The following is a 15507-nucleotide window of genomic DNA, read 5'->3' as shown; positions in this document are numbered from 1 at the left end:
AAAAGCGCCCAAAGGGAAAAACGCGTTGCGGGGGTGGGTATGGGGTTGGAAGAAGATAAAGGCTTGATTCAAGCCGGGGTAGGGGGTTGGGGGGGGGGGGGGGGGAAAAAGGGGGGGGGGGGGGGTAGAGAGTGCCCTTAAAATCCTAGAAACCCTAGAGCGCCTTAACCTAGAGGCGATACAGAACACACCCACAGACCCAAAACTAGAGAAGTTGAAAAACCTAGTCCAAGCTTTGCCTAGCCCACCAGTGGGGGGATGGAAGGCAAAACGCTTAAAGGATGTCGCCTTTTACCCCCAAGATAGAATTTCTACCGACCTACTCACCCCCAGCAACTATGTGGGCGTTGATAACTTGTTGCAAGACAAAAAAGGCAAAATAGACGCTTCTTTTATCCTAGAAAAAGGCGGGACTACAAACGCCTATATGCCAAATGACATACTCATTAGCAACATTAGACCCTATCTTAAAAAGATTTGGTTTGCCGATACCAACGGAGGCACAAATAACGATGTCATCGTGCTTCGCCCCAAAGATGTTAAAACCCTTGCCCCAAGATTTTTATATTATCTTTTAAGCGATGATGGCTTTTTTGAGTATGAAATGCGATACACTAAAGGGCTAAAAATGCCAAGAGGAGATAAGGGCAGTGTCCTAGATTATCAAATCCCCCTCCCACCCCTAGAGGCACAAGAACAAATCATCAGCGTATTGACCCAAATCGAGCAAGAAATCGCCCGCCTAGATGCAGAGATCGCCACCCTACAAGGCAAAGAGCAAGAAATCTTACAAGAGTTTTTAGGCAAAGAGAGAGAGAGAGAGATCGTAAAAACTTAAAGCAATCTTAGAGGATTTAGAGCGCGCCAAAGCCCTAAAGAGAGCTTATCTAACCCTCCTCACTTACGCCCTAGAAAAAGCAGGGCTAAAACCCTCCCTAGCCACGCTTTTAGACAATTTACCCACACCCCCAGCCGGTGGGTGGGATTTTGTCAAATTGGGGGCGGTGTGCAGCCTAGAATATGGAAAAGCCCTACAAGAAAACAGGAGAAAAGAAGGCACATACCCTGTAATGGGCTCAAACGGGATTGTAGGCTACCACAATACCTACCTTGTCAAAGCCCCTTGTATCATTGTGGGGCGTAAAGGTTCAGCAGGCAAGGTAACCTATAGCGAAAAAGATTGTTACCCCATTGATACAACCTTTTATGTAGAAACAAAGCTGCCCTACAATATCAAGCTACTCTACTTCGTGTTGCAAGGCTTGGAGCTAGAAAAGTCGAGGATAGGTATAGGCGTGCCCGGGATTAACCGCAACGATATTTATAGCCTTAAAATCCCCCTCCCACCCCTGCAAGCGCAAGAGCACATCGTGGGCGTGATCGCTAGGATCGAGCAAGAGCGCACTGCCCTAGAAAATACTATGAAGTCTTTGGAGGGACAACAAGAAGTTATCCTAAAAAAATATCTGAGTCTATAGCCATGCCTGTAAGACCCCAGCAGCCCCCCAACCTGCTATAATCCCGTTCGTGCAAAAATTTTAAAGAGGAGGACAATACAACAGGCATTAGAGAAGTCAGGACTATAGTTTTTGGGCGTGTGTCTCTAATGAGGTCTAGCCTTAAGCCCGCTTTATTTGGATTGCAAACTAGAAATGTGGTAGAAATCCCGGCTTTGTGGCAAAGTTTCATAGGATTTTATAGCTCTGCAAGAGCGGTAGGGTGCTAAGCCCGCCTAGTTGGCAAGCTTATGATGCCACAATCCCGTAAGCTTGAAAAGCTATGGAGGATATGTCAATTTTGATACATAGGCATACGAGGATAATTTGCTACCGAAACTAAATTTTATGCGCACTCCATTTCTCTTCGATACGCCCAAATTTCCAAATTCCATAAGAAATTGCCCACACCAGCACAAACAGGCCTACAAGATAATAACCCAAGTCGCCAAATTCTAGGTTTTGGATATAGCCAAGTATGCCATCAAATTCCCAATGCATTTTTTCGCTGAGCACTTGGAAGAGCTCCACTAAACCAATCACTAAAGCTACAACCACCCCTAAGCTTGTAATAGTAATGTTGTAATAGATTTTGCGCACGGGGGTTTTAAATGCCCAGTCGTAAGCCTTTACCATAAAAACCCCATCACAAGTATCACATAAGCTCATGCCAGCTGCAAATAGAATAGGCAATGCTAGCATGCCCACAACGCTCAGTTTGACCGCTGCTCCAGAGATCGCTAAAAGTGCGATTTCACTAGCGGTGTCAAAACCTAATCCAAAAAGAAAACCGATCGGATAAAGATGCCAGCTCTTGGAAACAAAAGCGAATAAGGGTTTGAAAAAACGGCTGATCAGCCCTCGCTCCTGTAATTTTGCTTCCAACATCTCTTGATTATAATGTTCGTTATCACGCGTGCGCTTGAAAATCTTTAAAAGATCTATCAAAATTATTGTGTTCAAAATCCCAACGACTAGCAAGAAGAAGCCTGAAACAAAAGTTCCAATGATTCCACCAACTTCTTTAAACATTGGGGTGTGTTCGCTAGCCCATTGCGCAGCAAAGGCGGTCGCAATTGTCATCAAAACCACTACACTAGAATGCCCTAAAGAAAAGTAGAAACCCACACCCATAGCGTTTTCTTTTTGTTGTGTGAGCTTACGCACCGTGTTATCGATACAGGCAATGTGATCGGCATCAAAGGCATGCCTAGCCCCAAGTATGTAAGCACCACCGGCTAAAGCATAAAAACTAGGTTGGTTGGCTATCACCAAGAGCGCCAAACCAAGCACATGTAAAAACAAAATTACCAATGCATAAGGCAACCATAAACGCACAAGAACCACCTTTTAATTTTTCTTTTAAATTTGTAACATTCTAACATGGTTTGTCTTAATGATATGTGTTAAATAAATCATGTTAAAATGAAAACTCATTTCATAAAAGGAGTTTTTGATGGCTGTAAATTTGAGTAAAGGCGGACGCGTTTCTTTAAGTAAAGAAAAACCCGGACTTTCTAAAATTTTAGTGGGATTGGGCTGGGATGTTAATGTAAGTGATACGGGGAGTGCTTTTGACTTAGATGCGTCTGTGTTTCTGACCGATTCATCTGATAAAGTCAATGATGAGAAAAATTTCGTGTTTTATAACAATCTTACCAGTAAAGACGGCTCTGTGGTACACACAGGAGATAATAGGACTGGCGAGGGCGAGGGTGATGACGAGGTGATTAAGATCGATCTAGCCAAAGTATCTAGCGATGTTACCGAAATTCATGTTGTAGTTACAATCCACGAAGCTGATATGCGCAAACAAAATTTTGGCATGGTACGCAAGGCGTTTGTGCGCGTGGTTGATGAAAATGATGGGCAGGAAATTGTGCGCTATGACTTAGAGGAAGATTTTTCTGTCGAAACCGCCTTAAACTTTGGCAGGGTTTACAGAGGCGAAGGTAATGAGTGGAAGTTTGCCGCTGTGGGTACGGGCTTTAAAGAAGGCTTGGCAGGCTTTTGTAAACAATTTGGTGTGGAAGTTTAGGGATGGCAGTTAATCTAGTTAAGGGGCAGAAGATCTCTCTTAAAAAGGAAGATGGGAACGCGCTGAAAGTCTTTTGTGTGGGGGCGAACTGGGGCGCAATCAGCAAAAAAGGTTTTTTTGGCAACACCAAGACAGAAGCCGTAGATTTAGATTTAAGTGTAGCGCTCTTCGACGCGCAAAAGCGTCTGTTGGATTGTGTCTATTTTGGTAAACAGAGTGCCCCAGGTATTAAACATAGTGGTGATGATCGCACGGGAGATGTGGGGGGTGATGATGGGCTGGATAACGAAGTGATCAGCATCGCACTAGATAGTTTAGACCCAGTGGTGGAACAACTGGTCTTTGTGCTCAACTCGTATACACATCTCGATTTTGATAAGATTCCCTTTGCAAGTATCCGTCTTTACGAGGGCATGCCTGATCGGGTACAGAATGTTTTTGCTACTTACAATGTGGCTAAAGATGCCACCTTCGCAAGCAAGGAGGCGATGATCTTGGGCAAGCTTTACAAACATAATCAAGAATGGAAGTTTAGCGCTATTGGTGAGCCCACTGCGGATAAGAAGCTCGAGGAACTCTTGACTCAATCCGTGCCCAAATACCTTTGATCTCTCCCAAACTTACCACAAAGCTTTTAAAGCGTCTTTTTATAGCAGCGTCGATTCGGCGCTGGAATGATCAAGCCTGCCCTGTGGAGTTTAGCGAGCTAGACAAGCAGGCGCATAAGGCGATGGTGGTAGTCTTGCTTGCCAAGCACACAGCCAATATCGATTATCATCGCCTTATCACCTACTTTTTCTTTGAATTTTTAAGCCGTGTGGTGCTCACTGATATCAAACCTCCCATCTATTACGAACTCCTAAAAGAACACCGTCATGCACTGGCAGACTATGTGGTGGCAGAAGTACAAGAAGAGCTAAGAGGTTACACGCTTTTTGCAGATCTGCATACTTATCTGTGCTACCCCCCTAACGAGCTAGAATACCAACTTTTACGCGCAGCGCATAACTATGTTTCAGCATGGGAATTTAATCTTATTTATGACTTTAATCCCAAAATGTATGGAGTGCAAGAAATCAAAGATAGTCTAGATAGCGCTCTGTTGCAAGATGGAAGCCACTTAAGTCAAGTACCCCATCTCAATTTACTTACCTCTATGTTTGCACAATTACGCTTCCAAAAGCGTTGGAGCCAAACCCCAAGAGTGCCTTCCACAAGTGTATTAGGGCATGCTCTTTATGTTGCCCTATGTGCTTTTCTATTGAGTTTTGATGTAAGAGCAAGCGATCGCATGCGTATCAATCACTTTTTGGGCGGACTCTTTCACGACTTGCCTGAGATTTTGACACGCGACATTATCTCACCCATCAAGCATGGAGTAAAGGGTTTAGACTCATATCTCAAAGATTTAGAGGCGCGCGCGATGGAGGAAAAACTCTTGCGTTATGTGAGCTCGGATTTTAGGCAGGATCTACTTTACTTTACCCAAGATGAATTTGCTAACCGTTACTTAGACCCGCATACAAAAAGGGTTAACATTGTTTCTTTGGAAGCATTATGGAAAGATTATAATCACAATATCTACCAAAGTGTGTGTGGCACACTTTTAAAGGTCTGTGATCAGCTCAGTGCTTTTATAGAGGCTAAGATGTCCATTGCCCATGGCGTGCGTAGCGATGTTTTGGTACAAGGAGCAGAAAAAATCTTTGAAAAATACGCCCACTATAGTCTCCATGGAGTCGACATGGGGGCTTTATTTAGAGGCTTTACATGCGATGGGTCTTGTTCCTAAGCGTGGCGTGGCTTCAAGCGGCAGCTGTGATCACTCTAGATACCCAAGCCAATGCTAAATTAGCTACCTCTAACGCCAATGAGAGTACCATGATTGCCAAATTGCAAGAGAGTCTACAGCTTTATGGGCAACTCATCACCCATGCCCAAGCCAAACTAGCTAAGCTCAACCAGTTACAAGGTCTATTAGAGCGTGCAGAGGAATTTACCCATGCGCGCACTCTGCCGCCCCGAGATTCAATGCTCGCAAGTTTACATGATCAAATTGCGCAATTGCAAAAATACCAAGCTCATTTAAATACCCTCACAAAGCGTTATCGTACGCTAGTGCAACACAAACGCATGCGTTTAGAAAGTCAGTGCCCATGGCTGGATTTTGAACGGGGGGTGATTGTACAGCATTCTAGTCAAGAGGCTCAAGAAGCCCAAGCTTTCCTGAATACCTTGCAAGAAAATCCTGACCATGCCATGCTTGATGGCAGTGTTTTAGCCACATTATTATGTGAATATAGCTTAAAGACGCGTACACGCCACACCCATCGCACGCAAGTCCAAGAGATGCAAACCGCTCTTCTAGATGGAGATTTTAAGCGTTACCACACTCTCCAGCAAGGCTATACCCAAGCACGTCTAGAATCAGAGAACGCCCAATCTAAGCACACGCAGGCCATCCTAGCCACTTTGACCAAGCGCACAGAACAAATACGCCAATTTCTAGCTCCAGCAACACTTCAAACGCGTTTGTACGCGCTAAATAATACATTAAAAACTCAGCTTCAAGGAGCCAAGGACTCAAATGCGCAGGCACGCGCCTATAGTCAGTATCGCCAACAAGCCCAAGCCCTACAACTGGAATTATTACTCGAACTCACACGCCAATTGCACTTTTTAAACGAAACAATGGCTATGAATACGGCTTTAATGAGTCATACAATAGCGCGCTCTAACACCCTTAATTTTAAACTCAATGCCTATGGTTTTCCCGAATTAGGCACACCCTAAGGTGAGCTAATTATAAGTTCTAATTTGATGGGGAGGCGTATGCATAAATATTGTTATTTATTGATATTTATGGGTTGGCAGGCGTGCGTAGCACATCCTAAAGATGGGTTTTTTATTGAAGGTGGGCTGATGACGGGCATGCTAAAAAGTATAGAAAATATCCATCAAAAGCCCTCATGTGCACTTTCCATTTTATGCCCCCAAGAGATCATGCAAAATGCCAAGCCCTTATTTAGCACAGCCGATATAACTGACCCTTCCATGCGTTTTAGCACCACTGCACCAGTGAAAATCACTTTGAGCAGTAAAGGTTTAGAAATCAAGAATTTTTTACCCTACACCTTGAGTCATATTGATCTTTACATGAAAACACCGCAGGGCAAGCAAGTAAGAATAGGCAGTGTGCAATCCTTGCCTAAGTTTACCCAAACTTATGTCAATCCTGATCTCTTACCCGCCTTAGCCAATGCTCCCACCAACTCCAGTTTTTTTATCAAATCTACTAGTGCTTCTGACAACACAACCACGCAGGTTTTGGACGCGTTGAGTCAAATCAAGGTTGATTTAACCTTGCATTTTGATAAAGCTCCGGATGAAAAATGGCTTACCCCCACTCCACAACAAGCTGAAGAACTTACTGATATTATGTTTAACCTCACTGCCTTGCTTAGTTCGCAGGACTTCGCCAACGCCGTTTTAAATGCACCCTTTAATTTTTATAATACACAGAGTGGACAACCCATTATCCCCAAACAAGAAGTGCTTAAGACTTATCGATCTAGCGCGAGTTTTGGACTCGCTATCTTGAGCCCTATAGCAGGTAAACAAAGTATTGATGGATTGGCGAGCCCCAATATTTTTGGAGTCCAACCCTATTTAATCAACCCCAAGAGTGCGTCCATATGGACTCATTATCAAACCGGTTCAAGTTGGCCCCTAGAAGTGATCCTGCATGAATTTGGACACACGAAGGGCTATGGACATGAGGGCAACATGACTTATGGGAAAAATGGAACGGGCTTAGTAGAATTAGGTGTCAAGGTATGGAAAGAATTAGGTGAGAAAAATCAACTCCCCATTAATTACAATCAAATCGCCCATGTGCCCAACCCTATCTACAACTCTAGCTTTATCCAAGCGCTTTCCAATTCGTTGCCTTCTAGTGGTGTAAGTACAGATGCGATGGTGGGGGCGAATGTTAAAAGTGGCTACCAACAATACTTTAATGATGTAGTTGGACTCGCCTACTACGGCATGCTCAAATATAACTTTTCTAAACGACTGGGTTATATTAAAACGATTTCGCAAGTAGGGTTAGGCATAGGCACAGACTTACTAATAGATTTCAAGACTACTTATAAGACCTATTATGCTTACACTAAAAAGAAAAATAGGCGCACTAAAATTACCAAAAAAACTTTCAAAAGCGCCTTTGGGAGTTTTGTGGGGGTGCGAGGAATTTGGAATGTTTACTTGTTAAACTCTATTGATAAGAATGCATGGAATATCGACGCTGTTGGTGGCTTCAATTATCGCTTTAAGCACTCTAAATATAGTTTAGGTGTGTCTATTCCTTTGATTCAAAATCCCTTGAAATTCAAAATTGACACGAAGAATCTTACAGGTAGTGTCGTACTTGATGATGGAGTGCGCCATTTCAATGTCTTTTTTAACTATGGCTGGATATTTTAATCATTTGCCCAAGCAGAATTGAGAAAACAGCGCGTCCAACATTTCCTCAGTTTGGTAAGGTTTAGTGATGGTAGCAATACTCTCTAAAGCATCTTTAAGATGGTAAGAAAAGAGCTCTAACTCTGAGTCTTCTAAAGTGCGCGTGGCTTCTTGTAAATGGGCGATGGTCCGTTCTAGAGCTTCCTGTTGATTCAAAGAGGCCAGAATAACATCATCATTGAAGTTGTCCTCTTCAAATAAAGGCTTGAGCGCCTCTTTTAAAAGAGGTAGGCAGGGCTCTTTGGTGTTTAAAAACAGGGGAGGTAAGCGTAAAGAGGGTAGAGCGTCTAAAATCGCTTGGGTATCTAACTGAAAGGGACAATCGTTTTTGTTAAAAATAAGACATAGGTTTTTATGACTTTGGGCTTGGAGCAATTCCAGGATATACTTATCTTGATCATCTAGAGGTCTAGAGAGATCAAAGAGGATGACAATAATATCACTCTCCTGCATGCTTTGAAGGCTTTTAGCAATTCCCAAGCTTTCTATTTTGTCTTCAGATGGACGAATGCCTGCCGTGTCAATAATTCTTAGAGAGCTTCCATGCAAGTTAATCACTTCTTCTATCGTGTCTCTAGTTGTGCCTGCTATTTCGCTTACCAAAGCGCGTTCTTCCAAGAGCAAGGCGTTTAAAAACGAACTTTTACCCACATTAGGTTTACCCACAATGCTTAAGCGGTAGCCTTCCAAATGTGCGGCTTTGGATTGCGAAATGCTCAAAGTGCTTTGAAGTTTGTTGAGAGTCTGTTGCAATTTGGTTTGCATACTAGTGTTTAAATCCAAAGGCAGATCTTCTTCTGCATAATCAATTAACACTTCACTACTAGCCAATAATTCTAGCAGAGCGTGGCGGATCATATGTACGAAGTCTTTCAATGCGCCTTTAAGTTGCCTCGCCATCGTTTTAGCATAATTGGCATTCTTAGCCTCTAGGATTCTAGCTAGCGCGTCTACTTGAGACATATCTAGTCTTCCATTTAAAAAAGCACGCTTCGTAAACGCGCCATTTTGTGCCAAGATTGCCCCCTGCGCTAGGCATGCCTCTAAAATCAAACGCGTTACTACCAGCCCTCCATGGCATTGGATCTCTACTACATCTTCTGCAGTGTAACTATATGGGGCTTTGAAATAGAGGGCTAAGCATTCATCTAAGAGTGCGTTCTGTGCATCATAAACGGAAATCAAGGTGGCATGTCTAGGGGTAAAGTGCGCCCTTTTGGAAAGAGCTTGTAAAATTTCCAAACTTTTTGGTCCGCTCATCTTAACGATAGCAATTGCGCCCAATCCCGGAGGGGTGGCGATAGCAACAATAGTGCTAGGGTTAGGGCTTGTGGAAATCATTCACCACGATATAGCGTTGGTTATTGGCTTTACTTTGGCAGGTTACATGTTTGTTGGGGAAAGTTTCACGCAGACGCTTAAGAGCGATATGGAGCAACAAACCATCAAGGGGTTTAGTTTTGGCTTTGCCCACTTCGTGCACCATCATGATCACACTTTGCAAATAATGCTCAATCATTTCTTCCTGCTCTTTTAAAAAATTTGCCACTTCTAGGCGGATATTGTAGCCATATTTGGGGTGAATCCAACTAAAAAGCAAATAAGAAAGGGCGTTATAGCGATATCCCTTTTCCCCAATAAGTAGGGCACAATCTTCTCCTTTGATTTCAATAAGCAAAGTTTGGGGATTGTAGAGTTCTACCTGAATAGAGTCAATTTGGTAAGGAATGTGTGCTAGTAGTGCGCAGATTTCTTGTTGGATTTCCATAATCTTAGCATGTGGAACGGTGTCCGCTTTGGAAGGTAGAGGAGAGGGCGGAGCGGACTTGGGTTTTTCTTTGCAGCAAACTTCAATGATGGCTTGTTTTTTGCCAAAGCCTAAAAAACCCCTAGAGGGTACTTGAATAACATTGTATTGTAAATCTGAAACTGAGCAACCCAACTCTGTAGCCGCTTTAAAGAGGGCTTCTTCCAAACTACTAGCGACAATAGTCCTCATGCTTAGCTCTTGTGTGTAGATTTGTGTTCTTGAATCTCTTTAAGCTTTTTTTGTTCTAACACTTGGTTAATGAGCCATTGTTGCACAATGGAAAAAATGTTATTCACAGTCCAATAAAGCACTAACCCAGCAGGAAAAGTGATGAGAAAAAGAGTAAAAAATAAGGGTAAGAGTTTAAATATCTTAGCTTGAGTGGGATCGGTAATGGTGTTGGGAGTGATGACCTGTTGGACATACATGGAAATTCCCATCAAAAGGGGTAAAATGAAATAGGGATCCATTAAGGAGAGGTCGTGAATCCAAAACATCCAACCCGCACTTTTGAGCTCCACCGCATTATAAAGCACACGATAAATTGCAAAGAAAACAGGGATTTGCAAAAGCAGGGGCAAGCACCCCCCAAGAGGGTTAGCGCCGTGCTTTTTATAAAGTTGCATCATGTGCATTTGCAGTTTCTGCGGATCGTTTTTGTATTTCTCTTGCAACTCTTTCATTTTTGGAGTCAGATCTTTAATCTTTTGCATGCTCACCATGCCCTTGTAACTAAGTGGGTAAAGAATGATGCGCACAATCAAGGTTAATAAAATGATTGCCCAACCCCAATTATGTGTGTAAGTGTGCAAATAATCCAAAAGCAAAAATACAGGGCGGGCAAAAAAGGTGATCATGCCATATTCAATCACATCAGTGAGCATGGGTGCGATAGTTTCTAAGTGGCGGTGATCTTTGGGACCAATGTAACCATGCAATACTGCATTGCCCTTAAGAGAGACGAAGGGTAGGGGGTTTTTTGTGCCCGCTTGGCTGTCTACAATAGCCTCTATAGGCGTTTTAGAAAAAAACAAAGAAGTATAGTAACGATCTACACTGGCAACAAAGGCGATATGCTTGAAAGATTTAGCCTCTTTAATATCCCCATCTTCTATCTTTTCAATCTTATTCTCCTGAGTGCCCAACAAAACCCCATGAAAGGCGTATCCATCAGCATCGGCCACCGGACGACTCCCATTAGAGAGAATGTAGTCCATATTAACGCCTTGTTCTTTGGGAGTGATCTCTAGTTTGAGATCGTAGCTTAGGTTAGTATGGAAAGTTAAAATTTTCTTTACCACCACCCTAGAGAGTTCTTGTGTGAGGGTCAAGGTTTGTGTGCCCTGTTCCAAATCAAGATCACTCACGGAAGCGCTATAAGGTTTGTGAAAAGCTTCTTGGTTGATTTGGGTATCCACGAACCTAAGTTCTAAGGGTTTGAGCGCATCAACGCCTAGTAGCGGAAGTTTACTTAAGGGTTCCAAAGGTTCTTTGTTAAGCCCCATCAATCTTTTAACATGATCTAAAAAGCCTTCATCTCTATGAGTGGTGAACTTTTTATCCTTAAGATACATTTGGGCAATACGCCCAAGATGATCGATTTCTATTTCCATCGCTGTGGCATGCACGCGCGCAATAATAGGTGTGTTCTCTAAAGAGGTTTGGGGGGGAGTGGGGGCGGTGTTGCTATTAGCAATTTGAGGCACATTAGAAGCATTGCTCATGGCTTGGGGGGTTTGAGTTTTGGGGGTAGGGGTTTGAAAATAACTATAAATGGTCAGAAACAAAAATGAAAGCGCAACAGCCAAAATCAGACGAAGATTATTTTCTTTCACTAGAAACCTTGAGAATATAGTAAGGGGTGAGACTATCAGAATGCATGGGGATTAAAAGGTAAATAAGCGCGATGGGGGCGCTAAATTTTGGGCGCAGGGGCTTGGAGCTAGTGGGATAATTGATCCCCCCTTGAGAATAGGGATTGCAAGCCAAAATACGACACGCAATTTTCAACAGGGCTCTATCCAAGCGCTCATGCGGTAAGAGCCAAAGTGCATAGGTTGAGCAACTAGGGTAAAAACGACAACAAGGCGCTTTAAGAGAGGAGAATACTCTATAAAGAGCAAGAAAAGCCATGCAAAAAATCTTGAGCGCGTTCATTTGGGAACTTTAGTGCGGATGCGTTTTTTCTGCGCCAAGCACTGCAAAATATGCGTGCGCAAAGTGGCATAATCCAGTTGCCCTACCCCTGCTTTAGCAACAAACACAATGGCTTGAGGGCACTGGAGAGGGACATGCTGGAAAATAGAGCGCACGCGTCGCTTGATCAAGTTTCTTCGTACGGCATTACCCACTTTTTTAGACACACTCAAACCCAACAAAGATGCATGCGCCCCCAGAAACTCTCTGTGCAAATGTTCTAAGGGAAGGCAATAGAGCACGAAAAACTCATGGTGCCTCTTAACACCCTTTTTATAAACATAGCTAAACTGGCGCGTAGTCTTTAAGGATTGCACCGTTAAACAGCGAGTTGTTTTCTGCCCTTTGCCCTTCTAGCATTGATGACCTTACGCCCGTTTTTGGTTTTCATGCGTACAAGAAAACCATGTGTGCGTTTACGGGGCGTGTTATGGGGTTGGTAAGTGCGTTTCATCTGCTTCCTTTAAAATTTCAAAAGCTCCATTCTAGCCCATGTTGCCTAAAAACTATCTAAAGCATATAAAGCTAAGGGTTTTGGTTCTTATCTTCTACCAAAATGTAGAGTTCGTTAAGATTATTAGTCTGCAAGAGATCGACAACCTTGACAAAACTATCTAAATTGCTATGTTTATCGCCCTGTAAAATAATGGGTGTGTCTTTGGCATACTTCTTCACAGCCTGTTTAAGTGTCTCAAAACTTACCTTCTTTTTATCTAAGTAAAACTCGCCCTTGCGAGAGATAGCAATGTTCACTTGTTTTTTATTGAGTACATCCTGAGCTTTATCAGAGCTCTGATCTACCTTAGGAATATTGATGGGTAGTTTAGAGGTTGAGACAAAAGAAGCGGTGGTTAGCACGATCACCAAAAGCACGAGCATAATATCAATGAAAGGCACCACATTCATAGAGTCTATTTTTTTCATCAGATTCCCTGATCAGTCGACATCTAGGCGGTTATAAAGGTCGGCTTCCCCGACAGGATTGTGGTAAATATCCCATTTTGTAGCGATTATCTCACTCTTGCGCACCAACATGTTGTAAATTACTACAGAAGGGATCGCCACAACCAAGCCCATGCCCGTAGCTTTAAGCGCAAGCGCCAAACCTTCCATGATGGCTTTGGTATCCACAGAACTTGTGTGTCCTAGCTCGATAAAAGTGATCATAATCCCTGTAACCGTACCTAAAAGACCGATGTAGGGAGCGTTCGAACCGATAGTAGCCACTAAAGTTAAACGACGATGCAGATCTAATTCTAATTTGCGTTTGTCGTTGTAGTCATCTACGCGCACAGTGGCATAAAACCACACCCGTTCGATCCCAATAGCAATCACGATCACGGATAAAAATGCTAAAAATCCTAAAATCCCATAATCTATCATGTCCTTCATCATCATGTCCTTCATCAAGACCCCTTAGAATGATTTTTGAGTGCCATCTTTGCATCCATTTCCAACGCTTTCTTCTTCATGCTTTCTCTTTTGTCATAAAGTTTTTTCCCTTTAACTAACGCAACCTGAAGCTTAGCTTTATTTTTGTGGTTAAAATAGAGTTTCAAGCCCACAATACTCAAGCGCTGCTGCCCAACCTCCTGCGCCCACTTGGTAAGTTGTTTTTTATGTAAAAGCAACTTACGCACCCGCATCTCATCAGGCTTGTAATGCATATAAGCCGTTTCAAGATGAGCGATATGCACACCAAATAAAAAAGCCTCACCCCGTATAATCCTAACAAAGTTATCCTTTAGATTGACCCTCCCTGCACGGATTGCTTTAACCTCAGAGCCCAGCAAAACAATGCCTGCTTCTAGACTCTCTAAAATTTCATAGTCAAAAAAAGCCTTCTTATTCTTGGCGATTTCCTTCATGCTCTGCCCTCTTTGGGTGCGAAAAAGCCACTCCCACTCCCACTAAAAAACCAATGTGGCGCTAGGCGTTCTTCTAGCTCCCTTAAGGGATGGATTATTTTGAGCGCAGGTTGCAAGAGATCGTTGAGTGCAAATCGGGAATGTGTCTGTAAAAGAGTCTTGCTGTGAGTATGTTTGAGCGTATCCAGATCAAAAGAGATGGGCTGTGTTTGACTAAAGGCGCGGTAAACCGCTTGGGTTTCACAGGCGATTTGAGGGGCTAGTAGCTCTAACTCTAGAGGGGTATCCTCAAAAGGTTTTACCACTTCGCCAAAATGGCTTACATGCGCGCTCGCTAGCCCCGAAATAAAAAAATTCACATCGCTCCCCACCCTGCTTCCAATCTTGTAGAGTTCTTCTAGACTTAGCCCTAAATTTAAGTGTGTGTTGAGCTCTCTTAAAAATACTCCTGCATCAGCACTGCCACCCCCAAATCCTGCTTGAGCAGGAATGTTTTTTTCTACCTCTATCTCTAAACCACCCAAAAGTTGCAGTAATGCAGCTTGTACTCCTCCCTTGCATTCCAAATGAAATTTTAAAGCTTGCAAGGCTTTAAAAATCGTGTTATTTAGCATAGCGCAATCAAAATTGCCCTTAATGCTAAGCACGCGCGCGCGTTTCACATGTATGTAATCCTTAAAGCTATTTTTGACCAAAATGAGCCTAGAAACTAAAAGGTGATAGCCCTGTTCATAACCCACAATTTTAAGGAAAATATTAACCTTTGGACAAACCTCAAAACTGAAGGGATTCACTTCAGTTTGCCTAGTTGAATAGTCTTCCCCATATTAACAAGCACTTCATCATTTACACTTTCTGAAGCGCGCTTATTCTCTGTAGCAATAGCCTCTTTAAGCTCTGAACGCAAAATTAAGGTGTGCGCCGGGGCCTGAAAACCCAGCTTGACACTTCCTTTATCAATCGAAACGATTTTGATATGAATATCCTCCCCAATGACCACTCCCTCACCTAACTTTCGGGCTAAAATCAGCACTGGACAAGAATCCTAATTGTCTGAAATTTGAATGCTTTCCATCACATCGCCCTGCTTGAGAGAATCGAGTACTTTAAGACTATCTGTATCCTCAATTTGCCCAAAAACGGTGTGCTCTCCATCTAAATGGGGCTGGGGTGCAAAACAGAGAAAAAATTGACTCCCCCCCGTATCTCTGCCGGCATGCGCCATGCTCAGCGCACCCCTTTTGTGTTTATGAGGGTTGTCCTGTACCTCGCATTTGATACAATAGCCGGGTCCGCCCGTACCCGTACCTAAAGGGCATCCTCCCTGTGCTACAAAACCAGCAATCACACGATGAAAGCTTAAGCCATTGTAAAAACCTTCTTGAGCTAAGGTAGCAAAATTACTAACGGCTTGGGGCGCTTCAGCACCAAACAAATGAATCTTAATCGTGCCTTTATTGGTCTGTATCGTGGCGTAATTGTAGGTGGCAAGCACTTCAGGGTCAATCGCGTAAGTCTTTAATGTTTTCATAAAAGTTTCCTTGGATTAAAAGATTGAAGCATTTTACCGATTTC

20 protein-coding genes are annotated in these 15507 nt (G+C 43.1%); 7 read left to right on the top strand and 13 right to left on the bottom strand.

Going from position 1 to position 15507, the window contains the following annotated elements; all coding sequences use genetic code 11:
- Nucleotides 1–214 precede the first annotated feature (214 nt).
- Nucleotides 215–838: a restriction endonuclease subunit S gene (locus C6G87_RS06510; protein WP_158653120.1), complete on the top strand. Its 624-nt coding sequence runs from the start codon at nt 215–217 to the stop codon at nt 836–838.
- Between the two features lie 166 nt (nt 839–1004).
- Nucleotides 1005–1478 carry a restriction endonuclease subunit S gene (locus C6G87_RS09070; RefSeq protein ID WP_411697008.1) on the top strand — a complete coding sequence of 158 codons (474 nt, stop codon included), beginning with the start codon at nt 1005–1007 and terminating at the stop codon, nt 1476–1478.
- 357 nt (nt 1479–1835) lie between these two features.
- On the opposite strand, the gene C6G87_RS06500 is transcribed toward C6G87_RS09070, so the two are convergent.
- The gene (locus C6G87_RS06500; RefSeq protein ID WP_104752713.1) at nt 1836–2834 is read right to left on the bottom strand and encodes a HoxN/HupN/NixA family nickel/cobalt transporter; all 999 of its coding nucleotides are present in this window, start codon (nt 2832–2834) and stop codon (nt 1836–1838) included.
- Between the two features lie 118 nt (nt 2835–2952).
- On the opposite strand from C6G87_RS06500, the gene C6G87_RS06495 reads away from it, so the two are divergent.
- The 5 genes from C6G87_RS06495 (at nt 2953) to C6G87_RS06475 (ending at nt 8019) form a co-directional block, all read left to right on the top strand.
- Nucleotides 2953–3534, top strand: a complete 582-nt coding sequence (locus tag C6G87_RS06495) for a TerD family protein (protein WP_158653118.1) — start codon at nt 2953–2955, stop codon at nt 3532–3534.
- A gap of 2 nt (nt 3535–3536) precedes the next feature.
- Nucleotides 3537–4142: a TerD family protein gene (locus C6G87_RS06490; protein ID WP_104752711.1), complete on the top strand. Its 606-nt coding sequence runs from the start codon at nt 3537–3539 to the stop codon at nt 4140–4142.
- A gap of 83 nt (nt 4143–4225) precedes the next feature.
- Nucleotides 4226–5326 (top strand): HD domain-containing protein, encoded by a 1101-nt coding sequence (locus C6G87_RS06485; protein WP_233709046.1) that lies wholly within the window; start codon nt 4226–4228, stop codon nt 5324–5326.
- Nucleotides 5305–6327, top strand: coding sequence for a hypothetical protein (locus C6G87_RS06480; protein ID WP_158653117.1), 1023 nt, complete (start codon nt 5305–5307; stop codon nt 6325–6327). The genes C6G87_RS06485 and C6G87_RS06480 overlap by 22 nt, the downstream gene beginning before the upstream one ends.
- A gap of 39 nt (nt 6328–6366) precedes the next feature.
- A complete protein-coding gene (locus tag C6G87_RS06475; protein ID WP_104752708.1) occupies nt 6367–8019 on the top strand; it encodes a porin family protein in 1653 nt (550 codons plus the stop codon).
- Here C6G87_RS06475 and mnmE read toward each other — a convergent pair whose 3' ends face one another.
- From mnmE to C6G87_RS06415, 12 genes are all read right to left on the bottom strand, one after another.
- Complete coding sequence (mnmE, locus tag C6G87_RS06470; RefSeq protein ID WP_104752707.1) at nt 8020–9399, bottom strand: tRNA uridine-5-carboxymethylaminomethyl(34) synthesis GTPase MnmE; 1380 nt, start codon at nt 9397–9399, stop codon at nt 8020–8022.
- Nucleotides 9380–10057, bottom strand: coding sequence for a Jag N-terminal domain-containing protein (locus C6G87_RS06465; protein WP_104752706.1), 678 nt, complete (start codon nt 10055–10057; stop codon nt 9380–9382). Before C6G87_RS06465 ends, mnmE begins: the two co-directional genes overlap by 20 nt.
- Nucleotides 10058–10059: 2 nt before the next feature.
- Nucleotides 10060–11703: a membrane protein insertase YidC gene (gene yidC, locus C6G87_RS06460; protein ID WP_104752705.1), complete on the bottom strand. Its 1644-nt coding sequence runs from the start codon at nt 11701–11703 to the stop codon at nt 10060–10062.
- Entirely contained in the window at nt 11690–12001 is a 312-nt protein-coding gene (yidD, locus tag C6G87_RS08995) for a membrane protein insertion efficiency factor YidD (RefSeq protein WP_267892699.1), read from the bottom strand. The genes yidC and yidD overlap by 14 nt, the downstream gene beginning before the upstream one ends.
- A 20-nt stretch (nt 12002–12021) precedes the next feature.
- Nucleotides 12022–12381: a ribonuclease P protein component gene (gene rnpA, locus C6G87_RS06450; RefSeq protein ID WP_104752703.1), complete on the bottom strand. Its 360-nt coding sequence runs from the start codon at nt 12379–12381 to the stop codon at nt 12022–12024.
- A 2-nt stretch (nt 12382–12383) separates the two neighbouring features.
- Entirely contained in the window at nt 12384–12518 is a 135-nt protein-coding gene (gene rpmH / locus C6G87_RS06445) for a 50S ribosomal protein L34 (RefSeq protein WP_013890351.1), read from the bottom strand.
- Nucleotides 12519–12589: 71 nt separating this feature from the next.
- A complete protein-coding gene (locus C6G87_RS06440; RefSeq protein ID WP_104752702.1) occupies nt 12590–12988 on the bottom strand; it encodes an ExbD/TolR family protein in 399 nt (132 codons plus the stop codon).
- A gap of 12 nt (nt 12989–13000) precedes the next feature.
- Nucleotides 13001–13456: a TonB-system energizer ExbB gene (gene exbB, locus C6G87_RS06435; protein WP_199767656.1), complete on the bottom strand. Its 456-nt coding sequence runs from the start codon at nt 13454–13456 to the stop codon at nt 13001–13003.
- 14 nt (nt 13457–13470) lie between these two features.
- Nucleotides 13471–13932: an SsrA-binding protein gene (gene smpB / locus C6G87_RS06430; RefSeq protein ID WP_104752700.1), complete on the bottom strand. Its 462-nt coding sequence runs from the start codon at nt 13930–13932 to the stop codon at nt 13471–13473.
- On the bottom strand, nt 13929–14726 hold the full coding sequence (locus C6G87_RS06425; RefSeq protein WP_104752699.1) for a 4-(cytidine 5'-diphospho)-2-C-methyl-D-erythritol kinase: 798 nt from the start codon (nt 14724–14726) through the stop codon (nt 13929–13931). Before C6G87_RS06425 ends, smpB begins: the two co-directional genes overlap by 4 nt.
- On the bottom strand, nt 14723–14965 hold the full coding sequence (locus C6G87_RS06420; RefSeq protein ID WP_104752698.1) for a carbon storage regulator: 243 nt from the start codon (nt 14963–14965) through the stop codon (nt 14723–14725). The genes C6G87_RS06425 and C6G87_RS06420 overlap by 4 nt, the downstream gene beginning before the upstream one ends.
- A 12-nt stretch (nt 14966–14977) precedes the next feature.
- Nucleotides 14978–15463, bottom strand: coding sequence for a peptidylprolyl isomerase (locus C6G87_RS06415; RefSeq protein ID WP_104752697.1), 486 nt, complete (start codon nt 15461–15463; stop codon nt 14978–14980).
- Between the last annotated feature and the right edge of the window lie 44 nt (nt 15464–15507).

Origin of the sequence: Helicobacter baculiformis (assembly GCF_900197685.1) — a bacterium.
Classification (GTDB): domain Bacteria; phylum Campylobacterota; class Campylobacteria; order Campylobacterales; family Helicobacteraceae; genus Helicobacter; species Helicobacter baculiformis.
This window is presented reverse-complemented; position numbering and strand designations above follow the sequence as displayed.

Excerpts from the sequence above, each read along its gene's own strand:
- C6G87_RS06465 (WP_104752706.1), bottom strand. The coding sequence starts at position 10,057 with ATGAGGACTATTGTCGCTAGTAGTTTGGAAGAAGCCCTCTTTAAAGCG.
- C6G87_RS06480 (WP_158653117.1), top strand. The coding sequence starts at position 5,305 with ATGCGATGGGTCTTGTTCCTAAGCGTGGCGTGGCTTCAAGCGGCAGCT.
- yidD (WP_267892699.1), bottom strand. The coding sequence starts at position 12,001 with ATGGCTTTTCTTGCTCTTTATAGAGTATTCTCCTCTCTTAAAGCGCCT.
- rpmH (WP_013890351.1), bottom strand. The coding sequence starts at position 12,518 with ATGAAACGCACTTACCAACCCCATAACACGCCCCGTAAACGCACACAT.
- smpB (WP_104752700.1), bottom strand. The coding sequence starts at position 13,932 with ATGAAGGAAATCGCCAAGAATAAGAAGGCTTTTTTTGACTATGAAATT.
- C6G87_RS06490 (WP_104752711.1), top strand. The coding sequence starts at position 3,537 with ATGGCAGTTAATCTAGTTAAGGGGCAGAAGATCTCTCTTAAAAAGGAA.
- C6G87_RS06415 (WP_104752697.1), bottom strand. The coding sequence starts at position 15,463 with ATGAAAACATTAAAGACTTACGCGATTGACCCTGAAGTGCTTGCCACC.
- exbB (WP_199767656.1), bottom strand. The coding sequence starts at position 13,456 with ATGAAGGACATGATAGATTATGGGATTTTAGGATTTTTAGCATTTTTA.
- C6G87_RS06475 (WP_104752708.1), top strand. The coding sequence starts at position 6,367 with ATGCATAAATATTGTTATTTATTGATATTTATGGGTTGGCAGGCGTGC.
- C6G87_RS06440 (WP_104752702.1), bottom strand. The coding sequence starts at position 12,988 with ATGAAAAAAATAGACTCTATGAATGTGGTGCCTTTCATTGATATTATG.
- mnmE (WP_104752707.1), bottom strand. The coding sequence starts at position 9,399 with ATGATTTCCACAAGCCCTAACCCTAGCACTATTGTTGCTATCGCCACC.
- C6G87_RS06495 (WP_158653118.1), top strand. The coding sequence starts at position 2,953 with ATGGCTGTAAATTTGAGTAAAGGCGGACGCGTTTCTTTAAGTAAAGAA.